Raw genomic sequence first — 23,736 nt, 5'->3', positions numbered from 1 at the left:
TGGCGTCCGGCCGGCTGATACGGACAAAACCCCAGGCAAATCAAACTGCCGGGGGTTTTGTCCATGAATCGTCACATCACGCAATGATGTGCAGCAGTGAAAGCACCACGCCAATCACGATGGTTAAGATAACCAGCTTGTAGGTAGTCCACTTCTTCACCTTAATCAGGTAGAATATCAGTCCTGTGAACAGTACAGGAAGCAGCCTGGGGGCAATGGCGTCAATCATCTCCTGGATTGCCACTACCTTCTGCTGGTCGCCGGGCATGCTGGCCACATACTGTATGGGCGTGGTAATCTTTACAAAGTTCACGGCCAGGCCGGATATGACCGTTACGCCAATCATGCTGGCCACATTGGATATCTGCTCCATCTTGCTGCTGAGGGTTGCGATGATGTTGGTTCCCAGCTTGTATCCCCACATGCCTGTAAGCACCTTTGCCCCCAGAAGGATCACGTTCATGGCCACAAAGAACAGGATGGGTCCCATGATCAGGCCGTCCATGGCCAGGGAGGCGCCGATGGTTGCAAACAGGGGAGCCAGACAGAACTGGGCCAGTGAATCGCCGATTCCGGCCAGGGGGCCCATAAGCGCCATCTTGATGTTGCGGATTTCACTGGAGGGAGTCTTATTCTCCAGCATCACCAGATGCAGGCTTGTTATGAAAGGAAGGAAATGGATGTTGGTGTTGAAGAACTCAATGTTTTCCTTCAATGCTTCCTGAAGCTTGTCATCATCGTCCTTATACATCTTGCGAAGGGAGGGATACAGCACATTGGCGTATCCAAGGCCCTGGTAATTGCCGTAGTTAAAACCGTTCTGCAGGAAATACGCCCGCAGGGATGTTTTTAAATAATCGTTTTTCTCCAACTGATTAGATGCCATCTTCAAATTCAACCTCCACTTCTTCTACAGATCCGCCGGCGCCCTTGCCTGCGTGAAAGAATACAAGTAATGCGATTGCGGTGCCGATCACTGCAACGCCCATGACCGGAAGGTTCAGGTAGGCGATTGCAATATAGCCCAGCAGCACGAACGGGATCAGTTCCTTTTTAGCCATTACATTGAGGATCATGGCAAAGCCGATGGCCGGAAGCATTTTCCCTGCCACGCCCAAGCCGTCGCTGAGCCAGGCCGGAATCAGGGAAATGATCCTTGAAAGGCCTTCGGAGCTGAATGCGCCTCCGAACCCAATGATGAAACCCACGATTGCGAATATGCACACCGTCGCATTGGCCGCGATGCGAAAACCCCTGAAGTCCTTTTTATCCAGGGCCTTGTAGGCAAAGCTGGTCAGTGTGGTGGCAAACGTATAGGTGGCTGTGATCACAAACTGGAACGCCACTGCAAACGGAAATGAAAGGGCCAGGGCAGAACCCACATCGATGCCCGAATCCTTCATGGTGATGGCGATAATGGTTCCCACGATACCAGGCCCCATGGGGTTAGGCGGCACGGAACCGCCCTGGGACACGCCAAAGCCCATGAACGCCAGTTCCCCCACAGCTCCCATGGCAAGTCCGGTTGGCAGGTCCCCCAGTATCAGGCCCACGCCCGCCGCCATCACAAGACACCTGTTGGTGTAGATACCGAACAGCATACCTGCAAGACAGAACGCTGTCCATAAACCGATAAGCAAACATTGAAACATACTGATTGTCACGATCATTCCCTCCTTTATTCTCCCTTTTTTATTATAAGTATTTATTTAAATCCACTTTTGCAGTGCCGTCATCGCCGGATGCAGTGGTTTTCGTATTGAATGTGATTTTGTATTTATCCCGCATCTCCCTGAGGGCCGCCTTGTCTTCCTCTCCCAGGGCAATGTATTTGCTTATATCTTCCTTGCCCGGGGCATGGTGGATGTTGCCCACGTTGATTTCCTTCACGGGAACGCCTCCTGCCACCAGCTTAAGGGCGTCTTCTGTTGTCTTGCACACGATGAAGATGGTCTGCTTGGGGGACGCCTTCATGATCACATCACAGGTGTGCTGGATGGAGAAGAAGCGCATGGCAACGGTCTTTGGGACCACGGCCTTCATCAGTGTCTGCTGCATGGCGTCCTCACTGGCAGAGTCATTGGCCACAATCACCGTGTTGACCCCCAGGGCCTTAATCCAAAGCTGTCCCTGCCCGTGGATCAGCCTTTCGTCAATTCTGAATGCTACGATATTCGGTACTGGCATTATGATTTCCTCCTTTTATCCTTACCAATATAAGTTCCAGTCTTTGTAGAAACGCATCAGCGCTTCCATATAATAATAGTCTCCCCATATATTCCCCTCATCCACGCCCTTGCCTGAATGCCAGGAGTACACGCCGTGGAGAAGCACCGGCGCGCCTTCCTTTATATCCGGGTTGGTGTACCCCTCCATCAGGGAGCGGAGGATGCGGTGCATGGCGTATTGATAGGTCTCCTTGTCCGGGTGTACCTCAGGAAGGTACTTAAGCATCTCATGGATGCCGCACACGGCCACGGCTGCTGCCGACGAATCCCTGGACTGGCCGGAACCATCCGTGAATATCAGGTCCCAGTAGCACACATCGTCCTCAGGCAGACGGTTTAAGAAATAGTTGGTCATGCCCTCAAACAGGTTAAAGGCGCTGTCATCCCTCGTATACCTGTAATTCAGGGGGATTCCGTATACCCCCCAGGCCTGTCCCCTGGCCCAGGCCGAATCATCGCTGTACCCCTGCCTTGTAACGCCCTTTAAGGGTTCCCCTGTCTCCGGGTCAAAATAAAATGTATGGTAGGCCGAGGCATCCTGGCGGATTACATGATTGCATGCGGTTTCATAGTGGCGCACAGCCGCATCTTTATATGTATGGTCCCCCGTTACCTCCGTGGCCCAGTACAGCAGCGGGATATTCAACAGGCAGTCAATGATCAGCCGGTAGTTGTCCCTGGCCCCCAGTTTCCCCCATGCCTGGATGAAACCGCCCTTTTCCTGGAAACGCTCCATCAGTTTATCCGCTGCCAGGAGGCCCGCCTTCCTGGCATCCCCGGAGCCGGTCAGCTTATACCCTGCCACACAGGACAGGCAGTAAAGGAAGCCCAGGTCATGGTGGTCCAGTTCAATGCGCTTTTCCACCCGGTTCAGGAACGAGGACACATTCTGTTCCGCCAGCCGTCTGAAATCCTGGTCCCCCGTGTACTCGTAACACAGCCACAAAAGCCCGGTCCAGAAGCCGTCGGTCCACTCGATGTTTTCAATGATGCCGTATGTCTGGTCCTTTGCCGCGGAAGACGGGAACCTTGTCCCAAAGTACTTCATATTGCAGCGCACCTGCCTTACCACATCCCCGATGGCAGACTCCACCTCCCTTTTGGTGAGAAGGCTGCCCCCAAGGTAGCTGTCCTTTTTCCTGATTGGTTCCACATGTATCTTTTTTATCATGTCTCCCTCACCTCATCTTTTTATCATCATACCACATCTGTTTACAGGCCGCCTTCAAACTCCGGCCCTTCCTCATCATTGCCCAGGCCGTCCAGATCCTTAATGCCTTCCCTGCCTGCCGTGAGCACGGCCTCCACCAGCCCGTCTAACCCATACATGGGTCTGGAGAATACGGCCTCCACCAGGGATGCCATGTTCACGCCTGCCATGACCTTTATCCGTTTCCCCGTATACTCCTGCTTCAGGGCCGCCGCAACATTAAATGGCGTACCGCCCACCAGGTCGGCGAGGATCAGGACTTCCTCCCCTTCAAGGGATTCCACCGCCAGTTTCATGGCCTCCTTTAAATCAGATGAGCTGCATCCCTCCTCAAAGTCCACCCCGGCCGTGTTCTCCGGCTTTCCTGCCACCAATGCGATGGCGCTTAATATCCCTGTGGGGAAATGTCCATGGCCCGTTACAATGATTCCTGTCATTTGTTTACTCCCTTCTCAAACAGTTTACTGATTCTTTGCTTGTTCCCTCTTATTCTGTCCGTATTATCTCGTTTTTGGTAAACCGGTTTACTCATGATTGAAGTATAGTATTATTTGCCATGGTTGTCAATATGATTTTTCAAAATGCCATACTTTTCTGATATATTGCACAAATATCTCGTTACATTTTGTGCATATATCACATTATATTCTCCAATATCAGGAATTTCACTCCCTTCATTCCAGTTTTTCCAAAGCACTCGTATATAGTAAACCATTTTGGTTTACATGCTTTATTCACTCATTGGTTTACATCTTCTGTCTATCCGGCAATCCAGTATCCAAATCCACATCCGTCCTCCATCATAAAAAATCAGGAGCATTTTCCAGTAAAACCCTTTTTCCTTTATAAGGCTTTCATGGTTCCCGCGCTCCGCGGTATTGTAAGGTAATTGAAAGAGCCTGATCCGCAATATTTCCTGTTTTTCATGAAAAACCCGATTTACAACCAGGATTTTCCTGATATAATTGGAAAGGACGCCGGGGCTTTACATACAGTGAACCACACAGCCCGGCCACATCATTCTACATATGAGGGGTAATTATGGAAAGCAATGGAACACAGTTTAAATCGGGATTAAAGGACGGCATTCCCATTGGCCTGGGATATCTGGCTGTTTCCTTTACCTTCGGGATCATGGCCAGCGGCGCGGGCCTTAACACCTGGCAGGCAGTGGTCATGTCATTTACCAACCTTACAAGCGCGGGGCAGTTTGCGGCCCTCGGTATCATCCAGGCCGGCGCGCCCTTTGCGGAAATGGCCGTTGCCCAGCTGATCATCAACCTGCGGTACTGCCTGATGTCCTGTTCCCTGTCCCAGAAACTCAAGGCAGGGCTTCCCTTTTTCCACCGTTTCTTAATATCGTATGGCGTTACCGATGAAATATTCGGGGTCTCCGTGTGCCGCCCCGGCATGCTGAGCCCGTTTTACAGCTATGGGCTGATGTGCGTGGCTGTTCCTGGCTGGACCCTGGGCACCCTGTTAGGCGCAATCTCCGGCGACCTGCTGCCTGCCCGTCTCCTGAGCGCCCTGAACGTGGCCCTTTACGGCATGTTCCTGGCCGTGGTCATACCGCCCGCCAAGGGCAACCGGATCCTTACCTGCGTCATCCTTGTATCCATGGTGCTCAGCTGGCTGTTTACCCGGATACCTGCGCTGAACCACATATCATCCGGCTTTAAAATCATTATACTCACCATCCTGATTGCAGGCGCAGCCGCAATCCTATTCCCATTAAAGGAGGAACAGGCAGATGAACCGTAATGTATATCTTTATATCCTGGTCATGGCAGGCGTCACTTACCTGATACGTCTGCTGCCCCTGACATTGATAAAAAAGGAAATCAGAAATGTTTATATAAAATCCTTTCTTTACTATGTCCCCTACGTAACCCTGTCCGTCATGACCTTCCCGGCCATCCTTCACGCCACGGCCTCCCTGTGGTCAGGCGCAGCCGCCCTGGCCGTTGCAATCATCCTGGCCTACAGGGGGAAAAGCCTGTTCCAGGTATCCCTGGCAGGGTGCGCCGCTGTTTTGGTATTGGAACTCCTGATGGTCTGACATATAAAGAAATAGAAACGTGTCCCATGGCTGCCACAAAAAGACAGCCACAGGACACGTTTCTTGTTTTATATTGTTTCATATTGTTTCCTATTACAGGGATAACCCTCCTCTGGCCCGCGCCCTCCTGTCCCGGATGGACTGGACCACCGGCACCATGAAAATGGCTACGATACCTCCTGCATACCCGTTGTTGTACAGGTTCATGCCGCCGTAAACAATCCCCACGTTCAGCGCCACGGACGAGTGAAGGAAGCCCGCTATGATACCTGCCACCGGTCCGAACTCTCCCGCCACAGGAGCCAGTGTGGTGGAAAACAACAGGGCCAGCATGGGGGATGGCTGATAGATTTCCCATGTCTTTGTAAAGCTGGCAAGGTAGACCCCCAGCATGATGGGGGCAATGTTCCTCAGATGCTTTCCCGTGGAACTGAAACCCACAATGGTAAAAATCCCGCAGATGGTCGGCCCGTTCAGATCCCCGCCCACCGCCAGGGAAAAATAGGTTGCAAACAGGCCGTTAATCCCCATATTAAAAACAGTGGTGGCCCCGCCCTCATCCCGGAGATAATCAGTCCCTCCGATTCCGTAGGATTTAAGTATCCTTTTATAGGATTCGAACAGCCCTTTCCCCCTGACAGCAACACCGAATACAATCATGCCGCCAAAGAGGACGGACAGAAGGATCCCGAACATCGTGTTATGGCCCGTGGACCATATGAGCCTGGATTCCACCTCAATGCCAAAGGACTTAACCAGAGATACGATGACAGTGGCAATGATTCCCGCCGCAAACCCCACATTATAGAGGGAATACCCCTTATGCGCATAGTGGACATGGGTACTTAGGGGCGGCAGCACGAAACCAATGACAATTCCCACGCTGACCGCTATGAACAGGCGTATGACAAGAGGCTGGCTTCCCACCTGCATCATCTGGGTGATGATGGGCGAAAGGCTGGTTCCGTACAGGCCGATATAGATATAACGTTTCATGGATGTTTTATGGTACTTGGCATACAGGTATACGCCTGCAAGAATTGCCCAGATATTCAGAAGATTCTTTCCAAACAGGGAAAAGCCGAACATCAGGCAGCTGGAAGTGATTGTATGGCCATCCATATCCATGCCCATAAAGTAGATGATCCCGATGCTCATCAGGGTCAGCATGCCTGCGTTAATCAAAGCAGCCCCAACGCCGCCAACAACAAAATAATCCGTTATCAGGAAATCCGGTTCCCTGATGATATTCACAATTCCTGGGACAATTTCCTGCAAGGGCTGGACCACCAGACCTATGACAATAAAATAAGCCGGAATCAATGAAAGAAGACAAAACTTCTGTGTCCTTGTCAGTGATTTCATTTCATGGAAATGTTCCATATTCTTCATAAAATATCCTCCCAATTACAGCTCTTTTTCTATCATAACTGATAGAAGGATATTTAGCAAAGACATTTTTTACTTTAACTGCCAAATTTGTGCAGAATATTTTATTGCAAAAACACAGGACAGCGGAACGGGAATCTTGGCACAGCCCTTCCTCACCTTTTAAATTCAACAAACTTATTATTTTTCAGCATTTCAAAATACTTTGCCAGACGTTCATACAGCGGTTCGCATTTCTCACCGAACTCCTCCTTTACCATGACGCCGATCTCAATCAGGTTCCTGTTACCGTCAATCTGCTTCCATACAAAGCTGCCGAAGCAATCCAGTTTAATGTGGCTCACTTTGGGAGTGACCCACAGTTTCTGTGCAAGCATCGGAAAAAATCCCCGGTGGACCATGTCAACAGTCACGATTCCCTGTTCATTTTCCTTCCATGGGAAACCGGGATTCCTCACAGGAATCTGCTCCAGATAGTTTTCATCCTTCATCTTTATACGGCCCAAACCCGCACCATCCTTTCACTCACTATATGATATGGACAGAAGGCGCCGGAATCCGGCACCTTCTTAACCCGCGCCCCACTTGGATATGACAGCGCTGTCTTATTTTTTATCTTTATGCCATATTGTAAACTTAAACATGGTCAGCATCAGGACCGCAAATGCCACAAGGGATACAAGCTTGGATGCCGGGCTTGAAAGGAATGCGCCCAGCCCGTTGTCCATGGCGGAAAGGTTCAGGAAATCAGCCAGGAAACCGCCCCTTGCGCTTGCCAGGGGTACGATGGCGAACACGGCCAACAGGATACCCACCAGTCCCTCGCCTGCAATCATACCGGAAGTATAGAGGACGCCCTTGTCAATAGCTTCCTTCCTGTCCTCTTCCTTTGCAAACCTGCGCTTTTCATACCAGTGACGGATCAGGCCGCCCACCATGATGGCCGACGTGGTCCTAAGCGGGAGGTAAAGGCCAACCGCAACAGGCATTACGGGGATGCCCAGGATTTCAATCACAACAGCGATGGCAGCGCCTGCCAGGATCATATTCCATGGAAGGTTGCCGTCCATCACGCCCTCCACCACGGTCTTCATGATCATGGCCTGAGGAGCAGGAAGCTCGGTGGAACCGTAGCCCCATGCCTGGTTAAGCAGATACAGCACGCCTCCGATGGCAATGGCGGATGAGACAACGCCGATAAGCTCACCAGCCTGCTGCTTCTTGGGCGTGGAGCCGACCAGGAAGCCTGTCTTTAAATCCTGTGAGGTGTCGCCCGCAATGGCTGCAATGACGCAGATGACGCCGCCGATGGCAATCACGCCCATCATGCTGTCGTGGCCTGAACCGGATACAGCCTTGAGTACAAGGGAGGATACCAGCAGGGTTGCAATGGCCATACCGGACACCGGGTTATTGGAGGAGCCCACAAGGCCTACCAGACGTGAGGAAACAGCTGCGAACAGGAAACCGAATACTGCAATCAGCAGCGCCCCCACAAAGGTTACGGGAACAGCCGGCACCAGCCAGATGACCACAACCGCGGCCAGCACGCCCATGAGCACGATGTTCATTGGGATATCCTGGTCCGTACGGAGGGTGGAGGTCTGGCGGCCGCCCTTTAAATCCCGCATTGCGTCCATAAAGGTGGAGGCAATCATGGGAAGGGACTTAATCAGGCTTATCATACCAGCGGCCGCCACGGCTCCTGCGCCGATATAGCGGATATAAGACCCCCAAAGGGCCTGGCTGTTCATATCGCTGATCAATGCGGTGGCCGGTGCAAAAGGCTCCGTAAGTCCGCTTCCGAACAGCTTGATGATGGGCATCAGTATCAGCCAGGAAATGATCCCGCCCGAGAACATGTAGGAGGAAATCTTGGAACCGCATATATATCCCACTCCTGCCAGGGCCGGAAGCACGGACATGCCCACGCCGCCGCCGTATTTGCGGATATCATAGTCCACATCGCTGGGGAACAGCTTCAGACCGTCCGCAATAAACTTATAAAATGCGGCAATCCCCATTCCGGCAAATACGACACCGGCTTTGGAACCGCCCTGTTCCCCTGCAATCAGCACCTCGGCACAGGCAGTGCCTTCGGGATACGGAAGTGTTCCATGTTCTTTTACAATCAGGGCCTGGCGCAGGGGTATCATGAACAGTATGCCCAGGACGCCGCCGCACAGCGCTATCAGGGAAATCTCAACCAGGGACGGCGCCCCCTCACCCCATTCGCTCATCCACATGAACAGGGCGGGCAGGGTAAAGATTGCGCCGGCTGCCACTGATTCGCCTGCCGAGCCAATGGTCTGCACCATATTGTTTTCCAGGATGGAATCCCTCTTTAATATGACACGGATGACTCCCATGGATATGACTGCCGCAGGGATGGACGCGGATACGGTCATGCCCACCCGCAGCCCCAGGTATGCGTTGGCCGCGCCAAACAGCACTGCCAGGAGTATACCCAGGATTATGGATACCCCAGTCATCTCCGGAACCACCTTATCTGCCGGTATAAATGGTTTAAAACCATTTTCATCTTTCATGTAACTATCACTCCTTTGTATATAATATCGCCCTATTATAACACTGCAGGAAAATAATTTCCATGTTTTTTCGGAAAATGGTAAAAATTACATGAATTTTCTAAAGTTTTAGCGCATTTTTTGGCAAAAATACAGCTTCTACCCTTAATTATATTAATCCACATTTCAGAATCAAGGGTGGAAGCCGGAAATATTTTCTTATTTCTTATTGAGTCTTTATGATTCGCAGCTGAACTTAAGTCCCCAGGATGCCCGTATTCCATCCATCAGTTCCAGTACGGCCAGCGTATCCTTTTCCTTCAGCACATCGCTGGTGTACATGCCTTCCTTCACACACCGGCTGGCTTCCCGGATCTGGTATTCAAACCCATTGATTTCAAAGGGAATGCAGATTTCCTGGGGCTGTCCGCCGTAAGGGCATACAACCATCTTCTCAGCCATCTGATAATCCGGCAGCCGGATGGAGCCGGACGTACCGTACACAACCCCTTCCCTCGGCATTGCCATGCCTATGGACACGGTTACGGATGCGGTGCGGTTTCCTGGATAAGTCAACAGGATGGAGCTGAAATCATCCGTACCATACTCATTGATATGATAGCTGGACGTAAAGCCTGAAGGCTTCGTATCCCCCATCACCATGTGCATGAATCCCAGGTTATAGATCCCGATGTCAAGAAGCGCGCCTCCCCCAAGTGCGGAATCAAACTTCCTGTCCTTCCTGGCGCCCTGGGCGGTAAACCCAAAATCACTTCTGGCATAGACCACATCCCCGATCACGCCCTCTTTTATCAGTTCCTGCATCTTCTTTAAGAGCGGAAGGTGGCGGATCCAGAACGCCTCCATGATGAACAGCCCCTTTTCCTTTGCCATGCCGAACAGCCTTCTGGCCTCGTCCGCGCTGGTGGTAAAGGGCTTTTCGCAAAGCACGTGTTTCCCCGCGTCCAGGCACAGCCTGCAATTGTCAAAATGCAGGTTGTTGGGCGTGGCAACATAAACAGCGTCCACCTCCGGGTCCGCCGCAAGGGCCTCATAGGAATCATATGCATGCCGGATACCGTACCTTCCTGCAAATTCCTCCGCCTTTTCCATGGATCTTGAGCCGCAGGCTGTCAGCTGCTCTTCTCCTCCCATTTTCATCACCGTGTCTGCAAATTTTGCAGCGATTGTTCCGGTTGCCATGATGCCCCATCTCATATTCTGTTTCCTCCATATTCCGGTTCATGATATCTACCAGGTCTTCTTAAGTTCCAGGTTCCAGTCCACAGCATAGGGGTTAAACGCACTTCCCTTCAGCCCCTCATAGATTAAATCCCTGTTTTCCGCCTCATCCCCGGCCCAGGCATGGTATCCTGCCAGGTAGCTGGCAATGAATTCATCCCAGGAGCCATAGGTCTGCTGTATGGTTCTGGCAACCTCCAGGGAACGGTCCAAGGATTCGGTGATGGGATAATACCCCGCCAGATAGTAAAATCCCAGGTTTGACATGGCGCGGCTGTAATCCCATGCCGAGCCGGTGGCCCTGCCTGACTCCAGCAGCCGCAGAAGGGCCGCGTCCGCGCTGGCCCGGTCAGTGACCCCCCAGCTTTTTGACAGCATTTTCCTGTTCCTTTCCTTTATTGAATTGTCGGAGCTGCCATCGTCCTCCCCCTCCACGCCAGCCAGCAGCAGTTCACCGCCATAGGCCCGGATATTACAGCTGTTATGCTTTGTCAGGATGGCGTAGGTGGCATTAAACCACTGTACCACCTGGTTGTCGTTATAGGGGTTGGCCTTTTTGTTCAGGTACTGCTGGCGGTGGTTCAGGGCGTAATCCCCTTCCAGGTACTCCGGCTGGCCGTCCTCTCCCAGCCTGGAACGCGTGAACTTCCCGTCTGCATCAAACCGGTACAGGTAATTGCCGATTACCTTCTCACAGTTCCTGGCGATATTGCCGGTTTCATCCAGATAGAACATGGAATTGCCGGACTTTTTGAAATCATTGCACACCATCTGTCCGTTTTTGTCATAATAGTGCCATTGGCCGCCTTCATTCTTCCAGTTACCATATGCAGTGATGCACAGGAACAGGGAACAGAGTAACGTAAGTGCCAATATCCCCTTTGCTTTTGCCGCTTTCCTCATATCCCGCCTCCATTGATAGATCTGGTGCCCACGGCGGAAAGAAAGTTTCCAACACACCCCAGCGCCGGTGCACTGACTTTCATTATAACACCTGCGAACGGATCCTGTCCATCACCTCATGGGTCATGAGCACGTTTTGGCGCCATTCCCCATAGCCTCCCCCATCCTTTGGGCCAGATATGCCGCGAAGCGGGACATACCGATGACGGGAATGAATTCCCAGACAGGCCCTGGCAATCCACGTCCTGATTTCTTCATCCGTAATGACCGGAGATGTGCGCAGGGCCAGCACTTCCTTCTCCCCATCCCGGCCGTAAAAACACAGTTCCGACGGATCTGCAATGCTGCGTATGACAAGGCTTCCTTTTTCCCCTCTGATCTGGCTGGGCACATGGCTTGCGGACACCTGGGAATAGAGGATTTCGGCCTCCGCCCCTTTACATCCTTTCCCCTCATACCTGCCCTGCACGCTTCCGGCAATGTCCATGCCGTTTTCACAGAAAATAGGTTCTGCCTGAATCTGTTCCGGTATCCCAAAGCATGCAATCATGGTGAAAATACAGTCGGCCCCCCGCTCCACCAGCGCCCCATGGGCAAGATCTGGCGCAGGCAGCGTATCCGCCGCTTCTTCCCTGCACTCATGACGCGGCGTACGGGCGCAGGACATGAATGTCATGCGGTTAATGCGTCCAAGACGGTGCATTTCCCCCTTAAGGCCGTGAAGGCAGGGATTGGCTGCTGCCTTAAAGGCTTCTGTGTAGACAACGCCAGCATCATCGGCCGCCATCTGTAACTCCAGTACCTGTGCCCGGTCAAAGCCGGATATCCCTTCCATTATCACATGTATCCCCCCGGACAAAAGCCGCCTGGCCCCCTGAAACGTAAGATGTCCCGGATGCTTCACATACACTGCATCCACTGCCGGCACTGCCGCCAGCACCCTATCCGCATCCATGATCCCATCCCCTGATACTTCCCTGGCCCCTGATCCGGTCCCTGTGTCCCCTCCTAATCTAAACAAACGCATCATACTGATTCCCCATTTCTTTTCAGAGTCCATCCTGTTGTTTCAGATGATTTCACTTTACTGTTTTGTGACCTTATGATATAACAAAAATACAGCAATTAATACGGATTTTATATGTTTTTCAGGATTAACTACAGTTTTTTTGCCTTCACCCTCTGCCAGGATGGAGGGGCGGACAGATGAGGGAAACATATCAGCAGGGAGGAATCACAGATGGCCATTCATCCGCACAGAATATCAGCTGCAAAAAACGGTCCGGCCGCTAAAAACAGCATCCAGATCAGCCGGATCCGCCGTTCATCCAGCTATGTCATGAAACGTCCCCACTACCATTCCTATTATGAGATATATTATCTGCTCTCCGGACAGTGCAGAATGTTCATTGACCAGGATATTTATTACCTGAAGCCAGGTGATGCGGTCATCATACCGCCGCTTCAGATCCACAGGGCCTTGTATGAGGAAGGGCTGCAGGCTGAGCGGTATGATATGTATTTTACCAAGGAGGAGGCCGATGCCTTCCATGCGTCCTGCGGACGGGAAGGCTTTGAGCGCGTCTTCTTAAATCCCCGTATTGCCATCCCCCAGCCCCTGCGCCCCGGGATAGAAGGCCTGTTAGGCCATCTGTCCCACGAAAACGGACAGGAGGATGCCTATTCCCACGTACAGCAGCAGAGCCTGCTCTTCCAAATCCTGGTCCTCATAGGACGCTGCCAGGATACGCAGCAGGAAAAGGACTCCCTCAATGACTCGGAGGCGGCAATCGTGAAGGCGGCCCGGTATATCAACCTCCAATATAGGGAACATCTGACGCTGGATGCCATGGCTGCCATGTCCAATATGAGCCCCACTTATTTTTCCCGGAAGTTCAGGGCATCCACCGGATTCTGTTTTAAGGAATATGTAAATTATATCCGGGTGCAGAAGGCGTCCGACCTGCTGAGGAACACAGATGGGACAGTGACTTCCATTGCAATTGCCTGCGGGTTTTCGGACGGCAACTACTTTGGCGATGTGTTTAAGAAGCTGACCGGACTCTCACCCAGGGAGTACCGAAACAGAATCAGAGGGGATACGGTACCATAAATAGGAACATACGAAAACAGGAACCCGGATGCACCGGTCTGCCTTGGCAATCCGATTCCCCACAGGTTCCTGCCTTTACTGTATCCTGTTATGCTTCCTGTCCTGTACGTGAATAGAATGTAATCAGATACAGTCCGCATAGCCCGACCAGCGCATAAATGACCCTGGTAATCCAGGAAGCATTTCCGAAAATCCATGATACCAGGTTAAAGTTAAAAAATCCAACCAGTCCCCAGTTAATCGCCCCAATCAGGCTTACTGTCAGGGCTGTACAATCTAAAGCCTTATTTCCCATAGATGTTAACCTCCTTATTGTGGACATTTGGCTTATACCCAATAACAGTATGTACCTGAAAATGGTATTTTATACATTTAATGATGAAATGCAGGACGGACCTCAACGGTATTGTCATTTAACGTGGTCGCTTCCCCTATATCGGACAGGCGCTGGTGGTGAAGGGCGTTGACCAGCAGGCCGGATCCGGACAGGGACATACCGTATACCCCGGCCACAGCCACCGCGCCCCTGGCCACCCAGGGGGTAAGGCTGGCCGTAAATTCCACCTGGGCCAGGTCGTTATATGCAATCACCTTATCCCCATCCCCGATATTGCGCCCAGCCGCATCCAGAGGGTGCAGCATCAGCTTCATGGGACCCCGTTTCCCGGTCAGGTCCTCCCGTTCCAGGAAAATGGAATTGAGGGTATATCCACTGGGTACGGCAATGAGCCGCAGAGGGTATTCCCCGCCGTGGGCGGATGTATACCGCGGCATGGGTTCAGGCTGGCCCGGGTTCACAATCATGATTTTCCCTGTCTCCGTCTTAAAGTCCATGTGGTCCGCAAAGGGCGTGGAGATGACGCCGCCTTTTTCCAGGATATCCCATTCCCTGTCGGTTGCTTTGGCCAGCCCTGGTCCGGGATGGGCCAGCAGTTCTTCCACCATCCCTTCCTCAGTCTTCTTAAAATACGCTTCCTCATATCCCATTGCCCCGGCCAGAAGCCGGAACGTGTTCCAGTTGCTCCTGCACTGTCCCGCCGGTTCCAGGACTTTATAAGCCGTACCAAAGGTACAGTAGCCATAGGCCAGATAACAGTCCGGCTGTTCCACGGAAAATGTGGCCGGCAGCAGGATATCCGCATACCTGGCCGTGTCCGTCATGAACCGCTCATGGACAACCGTGAACAGGTCCTGTCTCATAAGCCCCTTCACTGTTTCCGCCTGGCTGCTTACCGACCCCACCGGATTGCTTCCATACACATAAAGGCTTTGAATGGGATCCTGCCCATGACTCCCGTTCAGCGCCTGGGCCAGCTGGTTGATGTTTACCTTCCTGCCCTGCCTTGTCCTGAAATCAGGCCGCGTCACAATGGTATCGTCCACACAGGGACCGATACCGGGATTGCATCCGCACAGCCCGCCTCCCGGCCTGCCCCATGCCCCGGTCAGGGCGGAGAGTATGGTAATCAGGCGCACGGTCATACCGCCGTTCCCATAGCGGGAAGGACCGCTTCCTAGTATGATGGCGGGCCGGGAGGCCCGTCCATATTCCATGGCCAGTGCCTCTGTCACATCTGCCGGGATCCCGGTTATCCCCTCTGCCCACACAGGCGTATAGGCGGGCAATGTCTCCTTAAACCCAGGCCAGCCGCAGGACCATTCACGAAGATAATCTTCAGCAGCCAGGCCTTCCCTCACCAGCACATGCATCATGGCCAGTGCAAGGGCGCCGTCCGTACCAGGCCGTATAAGAATGGTCCCATCGCAGTAGGGCGCCATATCTTCTGCACATGATTCAATCAGCACCACCCGTTTCCCAGCCTTCCTTGCGCTGTCCAGTGCCGGCATGGACTGGATCCTGGTGGCTTTCATGTTGCTGCCCCAAATCAGAAGGAAATCGCTGTGCTTAAGCTCCCTTGGGTCCAGGCATCCGGTGTGGCCCATGACAGCCTCATATCCGGCTCCCTTGGCCGAGGAACAAAGCGTCTTGACCAGGGAACATGCCCCCATCCTGTTGAAAAAGGCATCCCCGCATTTGCGCTGGATCACGCTCATGACCCCTGAATAGTAAAACGGAAGGATGGCATCCCCTCCGTCCCGGCTGAGGATTTCCTTCCACCTTCCGGTTATCTCCGATATGGCTTCGTCCCAGGAAACAGGAACAAACCTGCCTTCCCCCTTTTCCCCTACCCGCCTCATGGGCGTGAGGATCCGGCTGGGGGAATGGATGGAATCCGCATAACCGTGCATTTTCCTGCAGATCAGTCCATGGGAGGCAGGATGGCCCGGATCCCCTTTTACCTCCAATATCCGGGTTCCGTCCGTTTTCACCAGCAGGCCGCAGGAGGTGGGGCAGTCATAAGGGCATATTGTTTTTTTCCATTCTGTCATCGTATTTCATATTCTCCTGTTTCATACTTTTAATCTGTTTTTCCAAGTGTCTTTCAGATATGCTCTAAGTATAGATAATTCCGGTCTGTCCGTCAAACAGAATCCATTCCTTTTTCCGGGATTCCCTATCCTTCCCTGTTGAGGGGGTTGACCTGGACAGCGCAGTGTTTTACCTGGGGGAACTGTTCCTCCACCGTATCGTGTACCTCCCTTGAAATGGCATGGGCCTGCTGCAGGTTAAGGTCAGGGTCCACCGCGATTTCGATATCCACATACATCCTGGGGCCGAACAGCCGGGTCTTTAAGCCGTCAATCCGCACCACCCCGGGGGATGTGAGCACAGTTCCCTTTATGGCTTTTTCCGTCTCCTCATCACAGGCCTTATCCACCATTTTGTCCAGAGCGTCCCGCAGCACATCCAGGGACGCCTTGCAGATGAATAGGCAGATTACAATGCTGGCAGCCGGGTCCATGAAGGCAAACCCCATCCGCGCCCCGCATATGCCCGCAAACGCCCCCACCGAGGACAGGGCGTCGGAACGGTGATGCCATGCATCCGCCTTTAAGGCGCTGGAGTGTATGGAATCAGCTGCTTTTATGGTATAACGGTACATCCACTCCTTTACCACGATGGAGACAATGGCTGCCATCAGGGCCATAAGCCCTGGTATGGCCGCATCCTTCACTTCCCCTGATATCACCTCCCTTACCGCGCCAAAGCCGATTCCCAGCCCCGTGGCACACAGGATGAAGGCAAGGAACAGCGCCGCCACGCACTCCAGCCGCTCATGCCCATAGGGATGTTCCTTATCCGACTGTTTGGCAGACATGGTAACCCCTGCCATCACGATGAGGGTGCTGAACACATCCGACGCGGAATGGACTGCATCCGATATCATGGCGTGGGAGTGGCCCAGGATCCCGGCTGCCAGCTTTCCGGCTGTCAGGACCATGTTCACTGCAATGCTGACCCTTGAGACGTGCATGGCGGTATCTTTATGCCCGCCCGGTCCGTGGTTTATTGTATGGTTGTGCCCTCCTATATGAAATTTCCCTGTACGGCATTTCCCTATCAGGCGTTCCCCTGTGAACTCAGTTCCTGTCATAACTTTCCCTCCCATAAAACAGTACACGGCCCGGATAATAAAAAAACACCTGCGGGACAATACGAGTAAACGACTGTCCCGCAGGTGTTTCCTACCTGCTGCCGCTAAAGCGGCCCGGCTCCTCCATGGATGTTCCATCCATTTTAAGGCCTGATCAGATTGTACTGTAGCAATATATGCAGTGCAATAGATACGGATGGCGGGAATGGATGTCATCCAATCCCCATATCCGTTTGTATTATGGTATGAGGAATGGGAGGGATTGGTGCATGATAAAGTCCTGTCTGCATTTACAGCAGATGTTTCCTCAGTTCAGCCCCGTCCTGGGCGCTAAGATATGCAGGCGCAATGTCGAATACGGTCCTGCAGCCAGTCTGCCCTTCACGGCTCAGCCTGTACGCGGCCCTGGCATATGCGGTTATGACGGATGCGGTGAACTCCGGGTTGGAGTCCAGCTTCAGGCTGTACTCAACCACATGGCTGTGTTCATCCTCCCAGCCCGTCCTTCCCGTGCGGATGACAAATCCGCCATGGGGAATCCCGGCATGGTCTCGCATCAGCTCTTCTTCCGATATGAAATGGACGGTTGTGTCATAGTCGGCAAAATAATTGGGCATGGTCACGATTGCCTCTTCAATGGCCTTTTTATCAGCGCCCTCTTCTGCCACCACAAAGCATTCCCTGGTATGCTTCTGCCTGGTGGTAAGGTCCGGCCCTGCCCCGCTTCTCACTGCCTGAAGGGCGTCCTCCACCGGTATGGTGTACTGCCTGGCATCCTTTACCCCTTCAATCCGGCGGATGGCATCCGAATGCCCCTGGCTCACGCCCTTGCCCCAGAAGGTATAATCCTTCCCGCCCGGCAGGATGGCGTTGGCATACAGGCGGTTCAGGGAGAACATGCCAGGATCCCAGCCCACGGAAATGATTCCCACATGTCCGCCCTCCTTTGCGGCCTTGTCAACCGCGTCGTAGTGCTGCGGGATGTTGGCATGGGTGTCAAAGCTGTCAATGACGTTAAAATACCTTGCCATGTCCGGCGTCTGTCCCGGAAGGTCCGTGGCGCTGCCTCCGCAGAGAATCATCACATCGATATCATCCTTCATGGAAGGCGCATCATCCACGGATAAAACCTTTGCCCCCTCTGTCAGGATGGTCAGGCTGCGCGGATCCCTTCTTGTAAAAACAGCCGCCAGTTCCATGTCCGGATTGTGTTTAACCGCGCATTCCACACCCCTTCCCAGATTACCATATCCTAAAATTCCAACTCTGATTGCCATGTAAGAACACTCCTTTGTATTGGATTTAATTTTTGTAAATTATACTATAAGTCAGTGGTTCATGGCAAGCAGATTTCCTTACAGCCCCGATGAGATATGATTACCCACATCTCCCATGGGGCTGTCCCTATATAGGGCTGCCTTTATCTGAGCACTAAATCCTCCATCTGATTACCCAAGGGCTATCCTGGTGCCGCTCTCCCCAATCATGGCCAGCGGTGCCTTTTCCAAGGATGCGATGACCGCATTCCTGCCCTTTTTGCTGCGTGCAAATTCCATGGCAGCCTCCACCTTGGGAAGCATGCTGCCCGGTGCAAAGTGGCCCTGGCTGCATAATCCCTGAGCTTCCTCCACCGTGATTTCCTTCAGTTCCCGCTGGCCGGGTTTCCCGTAATTGACCGCCACACGGTCCACCGCCGTGAGGATGAACAGGTAATCCGCATCCACCAGTTCCGCCAGCTTGGCAGACGCAAAGTCCTTGTCAATGACGGCAGGCACGCTTTCATAATCCCCGTTCTCATTAAGGATCACAGGAATCCCGCCTCCGCCGCAGGCAATGACAATGAACTCATGGTCCAGGAGGTTTAAGATGGAATCCCTTTCCGCGATATCCATGGGCCTTGGGGACGCCACCATCTGCCGGTATCCCCTGCCTGCATCCTCTTTCATGCAAAGGCCCGGATTTTCCTCCATCATCTTTAAAGCCTCTTCTTTTGAATAAAAACTGCCAATTGGCTTGGTTGGATTTAAGAAGGCAGGATCCTCCTTGTCCACCACAATCTGTGTCACCACGGTCGCCACATGCCACGGCATGCCTTCCCTTCGCAGTTCCTTCTTAATCCCTTTCTGCAGGTGGAATCCGATGTAGCCCTGGCTCATGGCCGTGCACTCCGGCAGGTCAAAGGCCGGAACCTTCCCATCCACCGCGCTGGCCGTGTCAAATGCCTGGCGTATCATCCCCACCTGGGGGCCGTTGCCATGGCTGATGATGATTTCATGGCCCTGTTTTATGAGGCCGATAAGGGCCGGAGCCGCATTGTCAATGCGCTCCTGCTGCTCCTTCGGCGTATTGCCCAGGGCATTGCCGCCCAGGGCTATTACGATTCTTGACATAATGTACCCTCTCCCTTTTTGTCAGCTATTCTTTTCTGTCAGCTATTTTTTTCTGTCAGCTATTTTTTTCTGTCAGCCATCCTTTTCTGTCAGCCATCCTTTCCTGTCCGCCATCTCTGCCTGTCCGCTATCCTTACCTGTCCTTACGTCCAGTCCGGCATCCCTATCCTCTGTGCGCAATGGCTCATGCCTTAGGCTGCTGCTGTGTAATACAGTGGATGTTGCCGCCGCCCAGCAGGATTTCCCTGGCGTAAAGCCCGACTACCTTGCGGCCCGGGAAACATTCTTCCAGCGTCTTTCTGGCCTTCTCGTCGTTCTCGTCACCGAACATAGGGAATACCACGCCGCCGTTGGCGATATAGAAGTTTGCATAGGAAGCAGCCAGCCTGTCGCCCTCCATACGCGGAAGCGTCCCGTCCACAGCGTCCACGCCCTCGCTCTCTTCCTTTGTGATGAGGATGTTCTTGGGAAGCATCAGCTTGTGGATTTTAAGACTGCGTCCCTTTGCATCCGTCTCAGAGCTGAGCACGGCGTATGCTTTCTGGCAGATATCATACTGAGGGTCTTCCTTGTCATCGGTCCATGCAAGGATGACCTCGCCCGGGGCAATGTAGTGGATGATATTGTCCACATGTCCGTTTGTCTCGTCATTGTAAATGCCATATGGAATCCAGATAATCTTCTCCAGGTTCAGGTACTCCTTCAGCACATGTTCGATTTCTTCCTTTGTGAGATGGGAGTTCCTGCCCTCGCTTAAAAGGCACTCCCCGGTGACAATCAGGGTCCCTTCCCCGTCCACATGGATGGAGCCGCCTTCCAGGATAAAGTCATCCAGACGGTATCTGTCCTTGCGCTCAATGTCGCAGACCTTCCTGGCCACATGGTCGTCCTTATCCCATGGGAAATACAGCCCGTCCACCAGTCCGCCCCAGGCGTTAAAGGACCAGTCCACGCCCCTGACTTCAGACCCGTTGGTCACAAAGGTGGGGCCGCAGTCGCGGATCCAGGAGTCGTCTGTGGACATTTCCACCACACGCACATCCTCAGGAAGCTGGGACCTGGCATTGTCATACTGGGCATTGCTTACGCACACGGTCACCGGCTCAAACTGGCTGATGGCCTTTGCCACCTCCACAAACACCTTCTGGGCCGGTTTGGCGCCCAGTCTCCAGTTATCCGGGCGTTCGGGCCAGATAATCCAGCAGCCCTCATGCGGCTCAAATTCTCCCGGCATCCTGAAACCGTCCTGTTTTGGGGTAGTTGTATATGTTTTCATGTAAAATACCTTCCTCTCATTTTGTTTTTATTTTTATGCCTTATTTCACGTTTTCTTACAGCTGCGCCGCCTTTTCCATGGCAGCCCCGCCGGGCCTGAGTCCCTTCCCCTTTTTGGCTGCCAGCATTTCCCCTACGCCGATGAACACGACGGATCCAATGGTAATGGGCAGCACTTCATTTAATGTCTGGGCGTCAAAGCTCATGGGCACTGCAATGAATACCAGGGATATGACAATCATGATCATGGGAAGGGCTGCCAGCACCTTTAAGAATGCCCTGCTTCCCCCCACCTTAAAGGGCCGCTCCGTTTCCGGGTCAATGGCCCGCAGCTTCAGGAACGCCGGGAATACGGGCAGGTATGCCAGCAGGAACATTACAAGGTTCAGTGCAAAGAAGCTCCAGAACAGATCCTGGTTAGGCAGGATGGGCGCAATGACCACGACCACGCTGGCCACAATGCCGTTCATCACGGCAGCTCCCACCGGCATACCGTTCTTAACGCTCTTTCTGGCAAATACCTTTGGCATATCACCCTGTTCAGCCGCATAGCTGGCCACATTGTTCACGCCCAGGGACCAGGAAATCATATTGCCGAACAGCGTGAGCACGAACATGACTGCCATGATGGAGATGAAAAGCCCGCCGGTCTTACCGGTCAGCAGCTGAAGGCTGTCAATAAGGCCGCTGCTGGTGCTGACCTCAGCGGTAGGGATGGCCACGCCAATCCCAAAGGCAGAGAATATGTAGATTGCCGCAATCACAAGGCCGCCTGAAACAATGGCCTGTGGAATCTGTTTTTTGGGATTCTCCATATCGTTTGCAAAGGTGCACACCACCTCGAACCCCAGGAAATTAAACAGGATGACGGATATGAAGGACAGGCTCTTCGCATCAAAGCTGGGCATCAGGGAAGCCGCCGTGTACTCGTTGGCCACTCCATGGGTCACTGCCCCGTATATGCCAAGTCCGCCTACAATCACAGCCAGCAGCACCTTAATCAGGGCAGCGCCGTTGAGGATCCACACGCTGTCGCACACAGGGAAAAAGCTGATAGCCACAATCACCCAGATAAATGCCAGTTCAATGATTAATGAGGGAATAACCCCAATGGGATGTCCGATGATGATACTGAGCATTTCCGGGCACATAACTGCCAGGGATGCCATCCACAACGGGAAGTTAATCCAGTAATACCAGGAAACCCGTGTTCCCCATTTGGCGCCAAAGGCCTTTCTCACCCAGTCATACAGGCCGCCTTCCCCGTCATAGGTAGTGCCCAGCTCCGAGGCAATCAGCCCATAGGGCAGCAGGAAGGTAAGCATGAGGAAAATCCACCAGAAATACTGGGAGTTTCCGATTGCAGCCACCGGCGCCGCTGCTTCTGCCACGAATACGACGCAGATAACGGACAGGATTGCATCTGTCAATTTAAATTTTTTCTTTCCGTGTGTTTCAGCCATGTGTCTTGCCCCCTTTTCATGCTAAATTACAGCGCCTTTTTTAAGAATACTTCCAGGTCAGCCTTTGCCTTTGCTTTTTCCTCTTCGTCCGCTTTTTTCTCAGCCTGTCCCAGGAAATATACAAGCAGTCCCCTCATGGCGGTCAGGCGGTTCTCAGCCTCGTCAAACACAATGGAATACCCAGCGTCGATCACTTCATCCACAACCTCTTCCCCTCTGGAGGCAGGCAGACAGTGCATGAATTTCACATGGGGCGCGGCCTTGGCCATCATGGCAGGGGTCACCTGGTATTTAGGATAGAAGATAGCCATCCTCTCTTCCTCGGAAAGCTCTGCGTCATACAGGCCGTACCATACATCTGTGTACACGAAATCCGCATCCTTAAGGGCTTCATCTTCATTATCCGTAACCAGGAAGGTACCGCCGCTCACCTTGCAGTTTGCCTCTGCGATTGCCCTGTGGTTTTCATTTAACTGATAGCCTTCCGGTCCAAAGTGTACGAAATTCATTCCCATCTTGGTGGTGATGAACATTAAGGAAGCGCATACCTGGGTGGCGTCGCCTACGAATACCACCTTGCAATCCTCTAATTTCTTACCTGCCGGTAAATGCTCAATCATGGTGCACAGATCGCCCATTTCCTGAGTCGGGTGGTTATAATCAGACATGCCGTTGATAACCGGGATGGTTGCGTTCTTAGCCAGGTCTGCCACACTCTTATGGCGGTCCACACGTGCCATGAGGATATCTACCAGACGGGACAGCACAGCGCTTGTGTCTTCGATTGTCTCGTGTCCTCCTAACTGGATCTGTCCCGGCGCCAGGTACTGCGCATGGCCGCCTAACTGCTCCATGGCTGTCTCAAAGGAAACCCTTGTCCTGGTGGATGACTGCTGGAAAATCATGCCCAGGGATCTGTTCTTTAATAATTGTGGATAGTAACCGGCCTTGATGCACCTCTTAATCTTTAATGAAAGATTGATGATGTCCATCAGCTCCTCCTTGGTAAATTCGTTTGTGTCGATGAAATCCTTTACTGACATGTTCATTTCCTCCTAATAATATGTTTTTTGTTTTTCCTACGTCCGGAGGTGAAGCCTGTTATGGATGCGAATCCTGTTATGGATCATAAGCGTATTTATGAATCACATACAGGGTGCGTCCTAAGGCTTCTTGTGTCCGGCGCCTTGTGATATCATCATAGCGCCCTGGGACAGGGTTTAAAATCATCCCCGGGATGGATTCGCAGATATATGCCCCCTTCCTTTTCCCTCATGAAAAAGGATGATTTTATTCATACTTTCATCATAAACCAACTAAACTTCCCTAAACTTTTTATGCATAATGCACAACTTTCTTTCAATTCATCCAAAGAAACAATTTGCTAAATCCTCTGTTTTTTGATATATTTTAACTGCCGGATACAGCAGCATGTCAGA

At 52.5% G+C, this 23,736-nt stretch carries 22 protein-coding genes and 1 riboswitch; of the genes, 3 read left to right on the top strand and 19 right to left on the bottom strand.

Going from position 1 to position 23,736, the window contains the following annotated elements; genetic code table 11:
• Positions 1 to 76: 76 nt before the first annotated feature.
• The 5 genes from MCJ35_RS05450 to MCJ35_RS05430 are packed head-to-tail and all read right to left on the bottom strand — an operon-like array spanning position 77 to position 3,875.
• Positions 77 to 886 (bottom strand): PTS system mannose/fructose/sorbose family transporter subunit IID, encoded by an 810-nt coding sequence (locus MCJ35_RS05450; RefSeq protein WP_008722960.1) that lies wholly within the window; start codon positions 884 to 886, stop codon positions 77 to 79.
• Positions 876 to 1,664 carry a PTS mannose/fructose/sorbose/N-acetylgalactosamine transporter subunit IIC gene (locus MCJ35_RS05445; protein ID WP_008722959.1) on the bottom strand — a complete coding sequence of 263 codons (789 nt, stop codon included), beginning with the start codon at positions 1,662 to 1,664 and terminating at the stop codon, positions 876 to 878. Before MCJ35_RS05445 ends, MCJ35_RS05450 begins: the two co-directional genes overlap by 11 nt.
• A gap of 31 nt (positions 1,665 to 1,695) precedes the next feature.
• Positions 1,696 to 2,187: a PTS sugar transporter subunit IIB gene (locus tag MCJ35_RS05440; RefSeq protein WP_008722957.1), complete on the bottom strand. Its 492-nt coding sequence runs from the start codon at positions 2,185 to 2,187 to the stop codon at positions 1,696 to 1,698.
• 21 nt (positions 2,188 to 2,208) lie between these two features.
• A complete protein-coding gene (locus MCJ35_RS05435) occupies positions 2,209 to 3,399 on the bottom strand; it encodes a glycoside hydrolase family 88 protein (RefSeq protein ID WP_240299384.1) in 1,191 nt (396 codons plus the stop codon).
• A gap of 41 nt (positions 3,400 to 3,440) precedes the next feature.
• The gene (locus tag MCJ35_RS05430) at positions 3,441 to 3,875 is read right to left on the bottom strand and encodes a PTS sugar transporter subunit IIA domain-containing protein (protein WP_025482591.1); all 435 of its coding nucleotides are present in this window, start codon (positions 3,873 to 3,875) and stop codon (positions 3,441 to 3,443) included.
• A gap of 604 nt (positions 3,876 to 4,479) precedes the next feature.
• On the opposite strand from MCJ35_RS05430, the gene MCJ35_RS05425 reads away from it, so the two are divergent.
• Positions 4,480 to 5,199 carry an AzlC family ABC transporter permease gene (locus tag MCJ35_RS05425; protein WP_008722945.1) on the top strand — a complete coding sequence of 240 codons (720 nt, stop codon included), beginning with the start codon at positions 4,480 to 4,482 and terminating at the stop codon, positions 5,197 to 5,199.
• A complete protein-coding gene (locus MCJ35_RS05420) occupies positions 5,189 to 5,497 on the top strand; it encodes an AzlD domain-containing protein (protein WP_008722943.1) in 309 nt (102 codons plus the stop codon). Before MCJ35_RS05425 ends, MCJ35_RS05420 begins: the two co-directional genes overlap by 11 nt.
• A 93-nt stretch (positions 5,498 to 5,590) precedes the next feature.
• Here MCJ35_RS05420 and MCJ35_RS05415 read toward each other — a convergent pair whose 3' ends face one another.
• The 6 genes from MCJ35_RS05415 to MCJ35_RS05390 all read right to left on the bottom strand — a co-directional run bounded on the left by MCJ35_RS05415 (position 5,591) and on the right by MCJ35_RS05390 (position 12,589).
• On the bottom strand, positions 5,591 to 6,889 hold the full coding sequence (locus MCJ35_RS05415; RefSeq protein ID WP_050927340.1) for a DUF1576 domain-containing protein: 1,299 nt from the start codon (positions 6,887 to 6,889) through the stop codon (positions 5,591 to 5,593).
• A 152-nt stretch (positions 6,890 to 7,041) separates the two neighbouring features.
• The gene (locus tag MCJ35_RS05410) at positions 7,042 to 7,392 is read right to left on the bottom strand and encodes a PqqD family protein (RefSeq protein WP_025482593.1); all 351 of its coding nucleotides are present in this window, start codon (positions 7,390 to 7,392) and stop codon (positions 7,042 to 7,044) included.
• 99 nt (positions 7,393 to 7,491) lie between these two features.
• Positions 7,492 to 9,435 carry an OPT family oligopeptide transporter gene (locus MCJ35_RS05405; protein WP_008722938.1) on the bottom strand — a complete coding sequence of 648 codons (1,944 nt, stop codon included), beginning with the start codon at positions 9,433 to 9,435 and terminating at the stop codon, positions 7,492 to 7,494.
• 216 nt (positions 9,436 to 9,651) lie between these two features.
• The gene (locus MCJ35_RS05400; protein WP_025482595.1) at positions 9,652 to 10,632 is read right to left on the bottom strand and encodes a Gfo/Idh/MocA family protein; all 981 of its coding nucleotides are present in this window, start codon (positions 10,630 to 10,632) and stop codon (positions 9,652 to 9,654) included.
• A 33-nt stretch (positions 10,633 to 10,665) separates the two neighbouring features.
• A complete protein-coding gene (locus MCJ35_RS05395) occupies positions 10,666 to 11,559 on the bottom strand; it encodes a DUF1266 domain-containing protein (protein ID WP_025482596.1) in 894 nt (297 codons plus the stop codon).
• A gap of 82 nt (positions 11,560 to 11,641) precedes the next feature.
• Complete coding sequence (locus MCJ35_RS05390) at positions 11,642 to 12,589, bottom strand: Gfo/Idh/MocA family oxidoreductase (protein ID WP_025482597.1); 948 nt, start codon at positions 12,587 to 12,589, stop codon at positions 11,642 to 11,644.
• 210 nt (positions 12,590 to 12,799) lie between these two features.
• On the opposite strand from MCJ35_RS05390, the gene MCJ35_RS05385 reads away from it, so the two are divergent.
• Positions 12,800 to 13,672, top strand: a complete 873-nt coding sequence (locus MCJ35_RS05385) for an AraC family transcriptional regulator (protein WP_025482598.1) — start codon at positions 12,800 to 12,802, stop codon at positions 13,670 to 13,672.
• An 88-nt stretch (positions 13,673 to 13,760) separates the two neighbouring features.
• Here the strand turns inward: MCJ35_RS05385 and MCJ35_RS05380 are convergent, their stop codons facing one another.
• The 8 genes from MCJ35_RS05380 to ptcA all read right to left on the bottom strand — a co-directional run bounded on the left by MCJ35_RS05380 (position 13,761) and on the right by ptcA (position 23,340).
• Positions 13,761 to 13,967, bottom strand: a complete 207-nt coding sequence (locus MCJ35_RS05380; protein WP_008722930.1) for a DUF378 domain-containing protein — start codon at positions 13,965 to 13,967, stop codon at positions 13,761 to 13,763.
• A gap of 77 nt (positions 13,968 to 14,044) precedes the next feature.
• A complete protein-coding gene (locus MCJ35_RS05375; RefSeq protein WP_025482599.1) occupies positions 14,045 to 16,063 on the bottom strand; it encodes a molybdopterin-containing oxidoreductase family protein in 2,019 nt (672 codons plus the stop codon).
• Positions 16,064 to 16,188: 125 nt separating this feature from the next.
• A complete protein-coding gene (locus tag MCJ35_RS05370) occupies positions 16,189 to 17,049 on the bottom strand; it encodes a cation diffusion facilitator family transporter (RefSeq protein WP_034576116.1) in 861 nt (286 codons plus the stop codon).
• 191 nt (positions 17,050 to 17,240) lie between these two features.
• Positions 17,241 to 17,337: riboswitch (NiCo riboswitch) on the bottom strand.
• Between the two features lie 122 nt (positions 17,338 to 17,459).
• On the bottom strand, positions 17,460 to 18,446 hold the full coding sequence (locus MCJ35_RS05365) for a diaminopimelate dehydrogenase (protein ID WP_008722923.1): 987 nt from the start codon (positions 18,444 to 18,446) through the stop codon (positions 17,460 to 17,462).
• A gap of 171 nt (positions 18,447 to 18,617) precedes the next feature.
• On the bottom strand, positions 18,618 to 19,559 hold the full coding sequence (gene arcC / locus MCJ35_RS05360) for a carbamate kinase (protein ID WP_025482603.1): 942 nt from the start codon (positions 19,557 to 19,559) through the stop codon (positions 18,618 to 18,620).
• A gap of 184 nt (positions 19,560 to 19,743) precedes the next feature.
• Positions 19,744 to 20,835 (bottom strand): agmatine deiminase, encoded by a 1,092-nt coding sequence (gene aguA, locus MCJ35_RS05355; RefSeq protein ID WP_008722920.1) that lies wholly within the window; start codon positions 20,833 to 20,835, stop codon positions 19,744 to 19,746.
• A gap of 55 nt (positions 20,836 to 20,890) precedes the next feature.
• The gene (locus tag MCJ35_RS05350; protein ID WP_025482605.1) at positions 20,891 to 22,297 is read right to left on the bottom strand and encodes an APC family permease; all 1,407 of its coding nucleotides are present in this window, start codon (positions 22,295 to 22,297) and stop codon (positions 20,891 to 20,893) included.
• Positions 22,298 to 22,323: 26 nt separating this feature from the next.
• The gene (gene ptcA, locus MCJ35_RS05345; protein ID WP_025482606.1) at positions 22,324 to 23,340 is read right to left on the bottom strand and encodes a putrescine carbamoyltransferase; all 1,017 of its coding nucleotides are present in this window, start codon (positions 23,338 to 23,340) and stop codon (positions 22,324 to 22,326) included.
• Between the last annotated feature and the right edge of the window lie 396 nt (positions 23,341 to 23,736).

This window comes from Enterocloster sp. OA13, from assembly GCF_022440595.1.
Lineage (GTDB): Bacteria > Bacillota > Clostridia > Lachnospirales > Lachnospiraceae > Enterocloster > Enterocloster hominis.
Note: the sequence above shows the minus strand (reverse complement) of the source record. Positions and strands in the feature narration are given on the sequence as shown.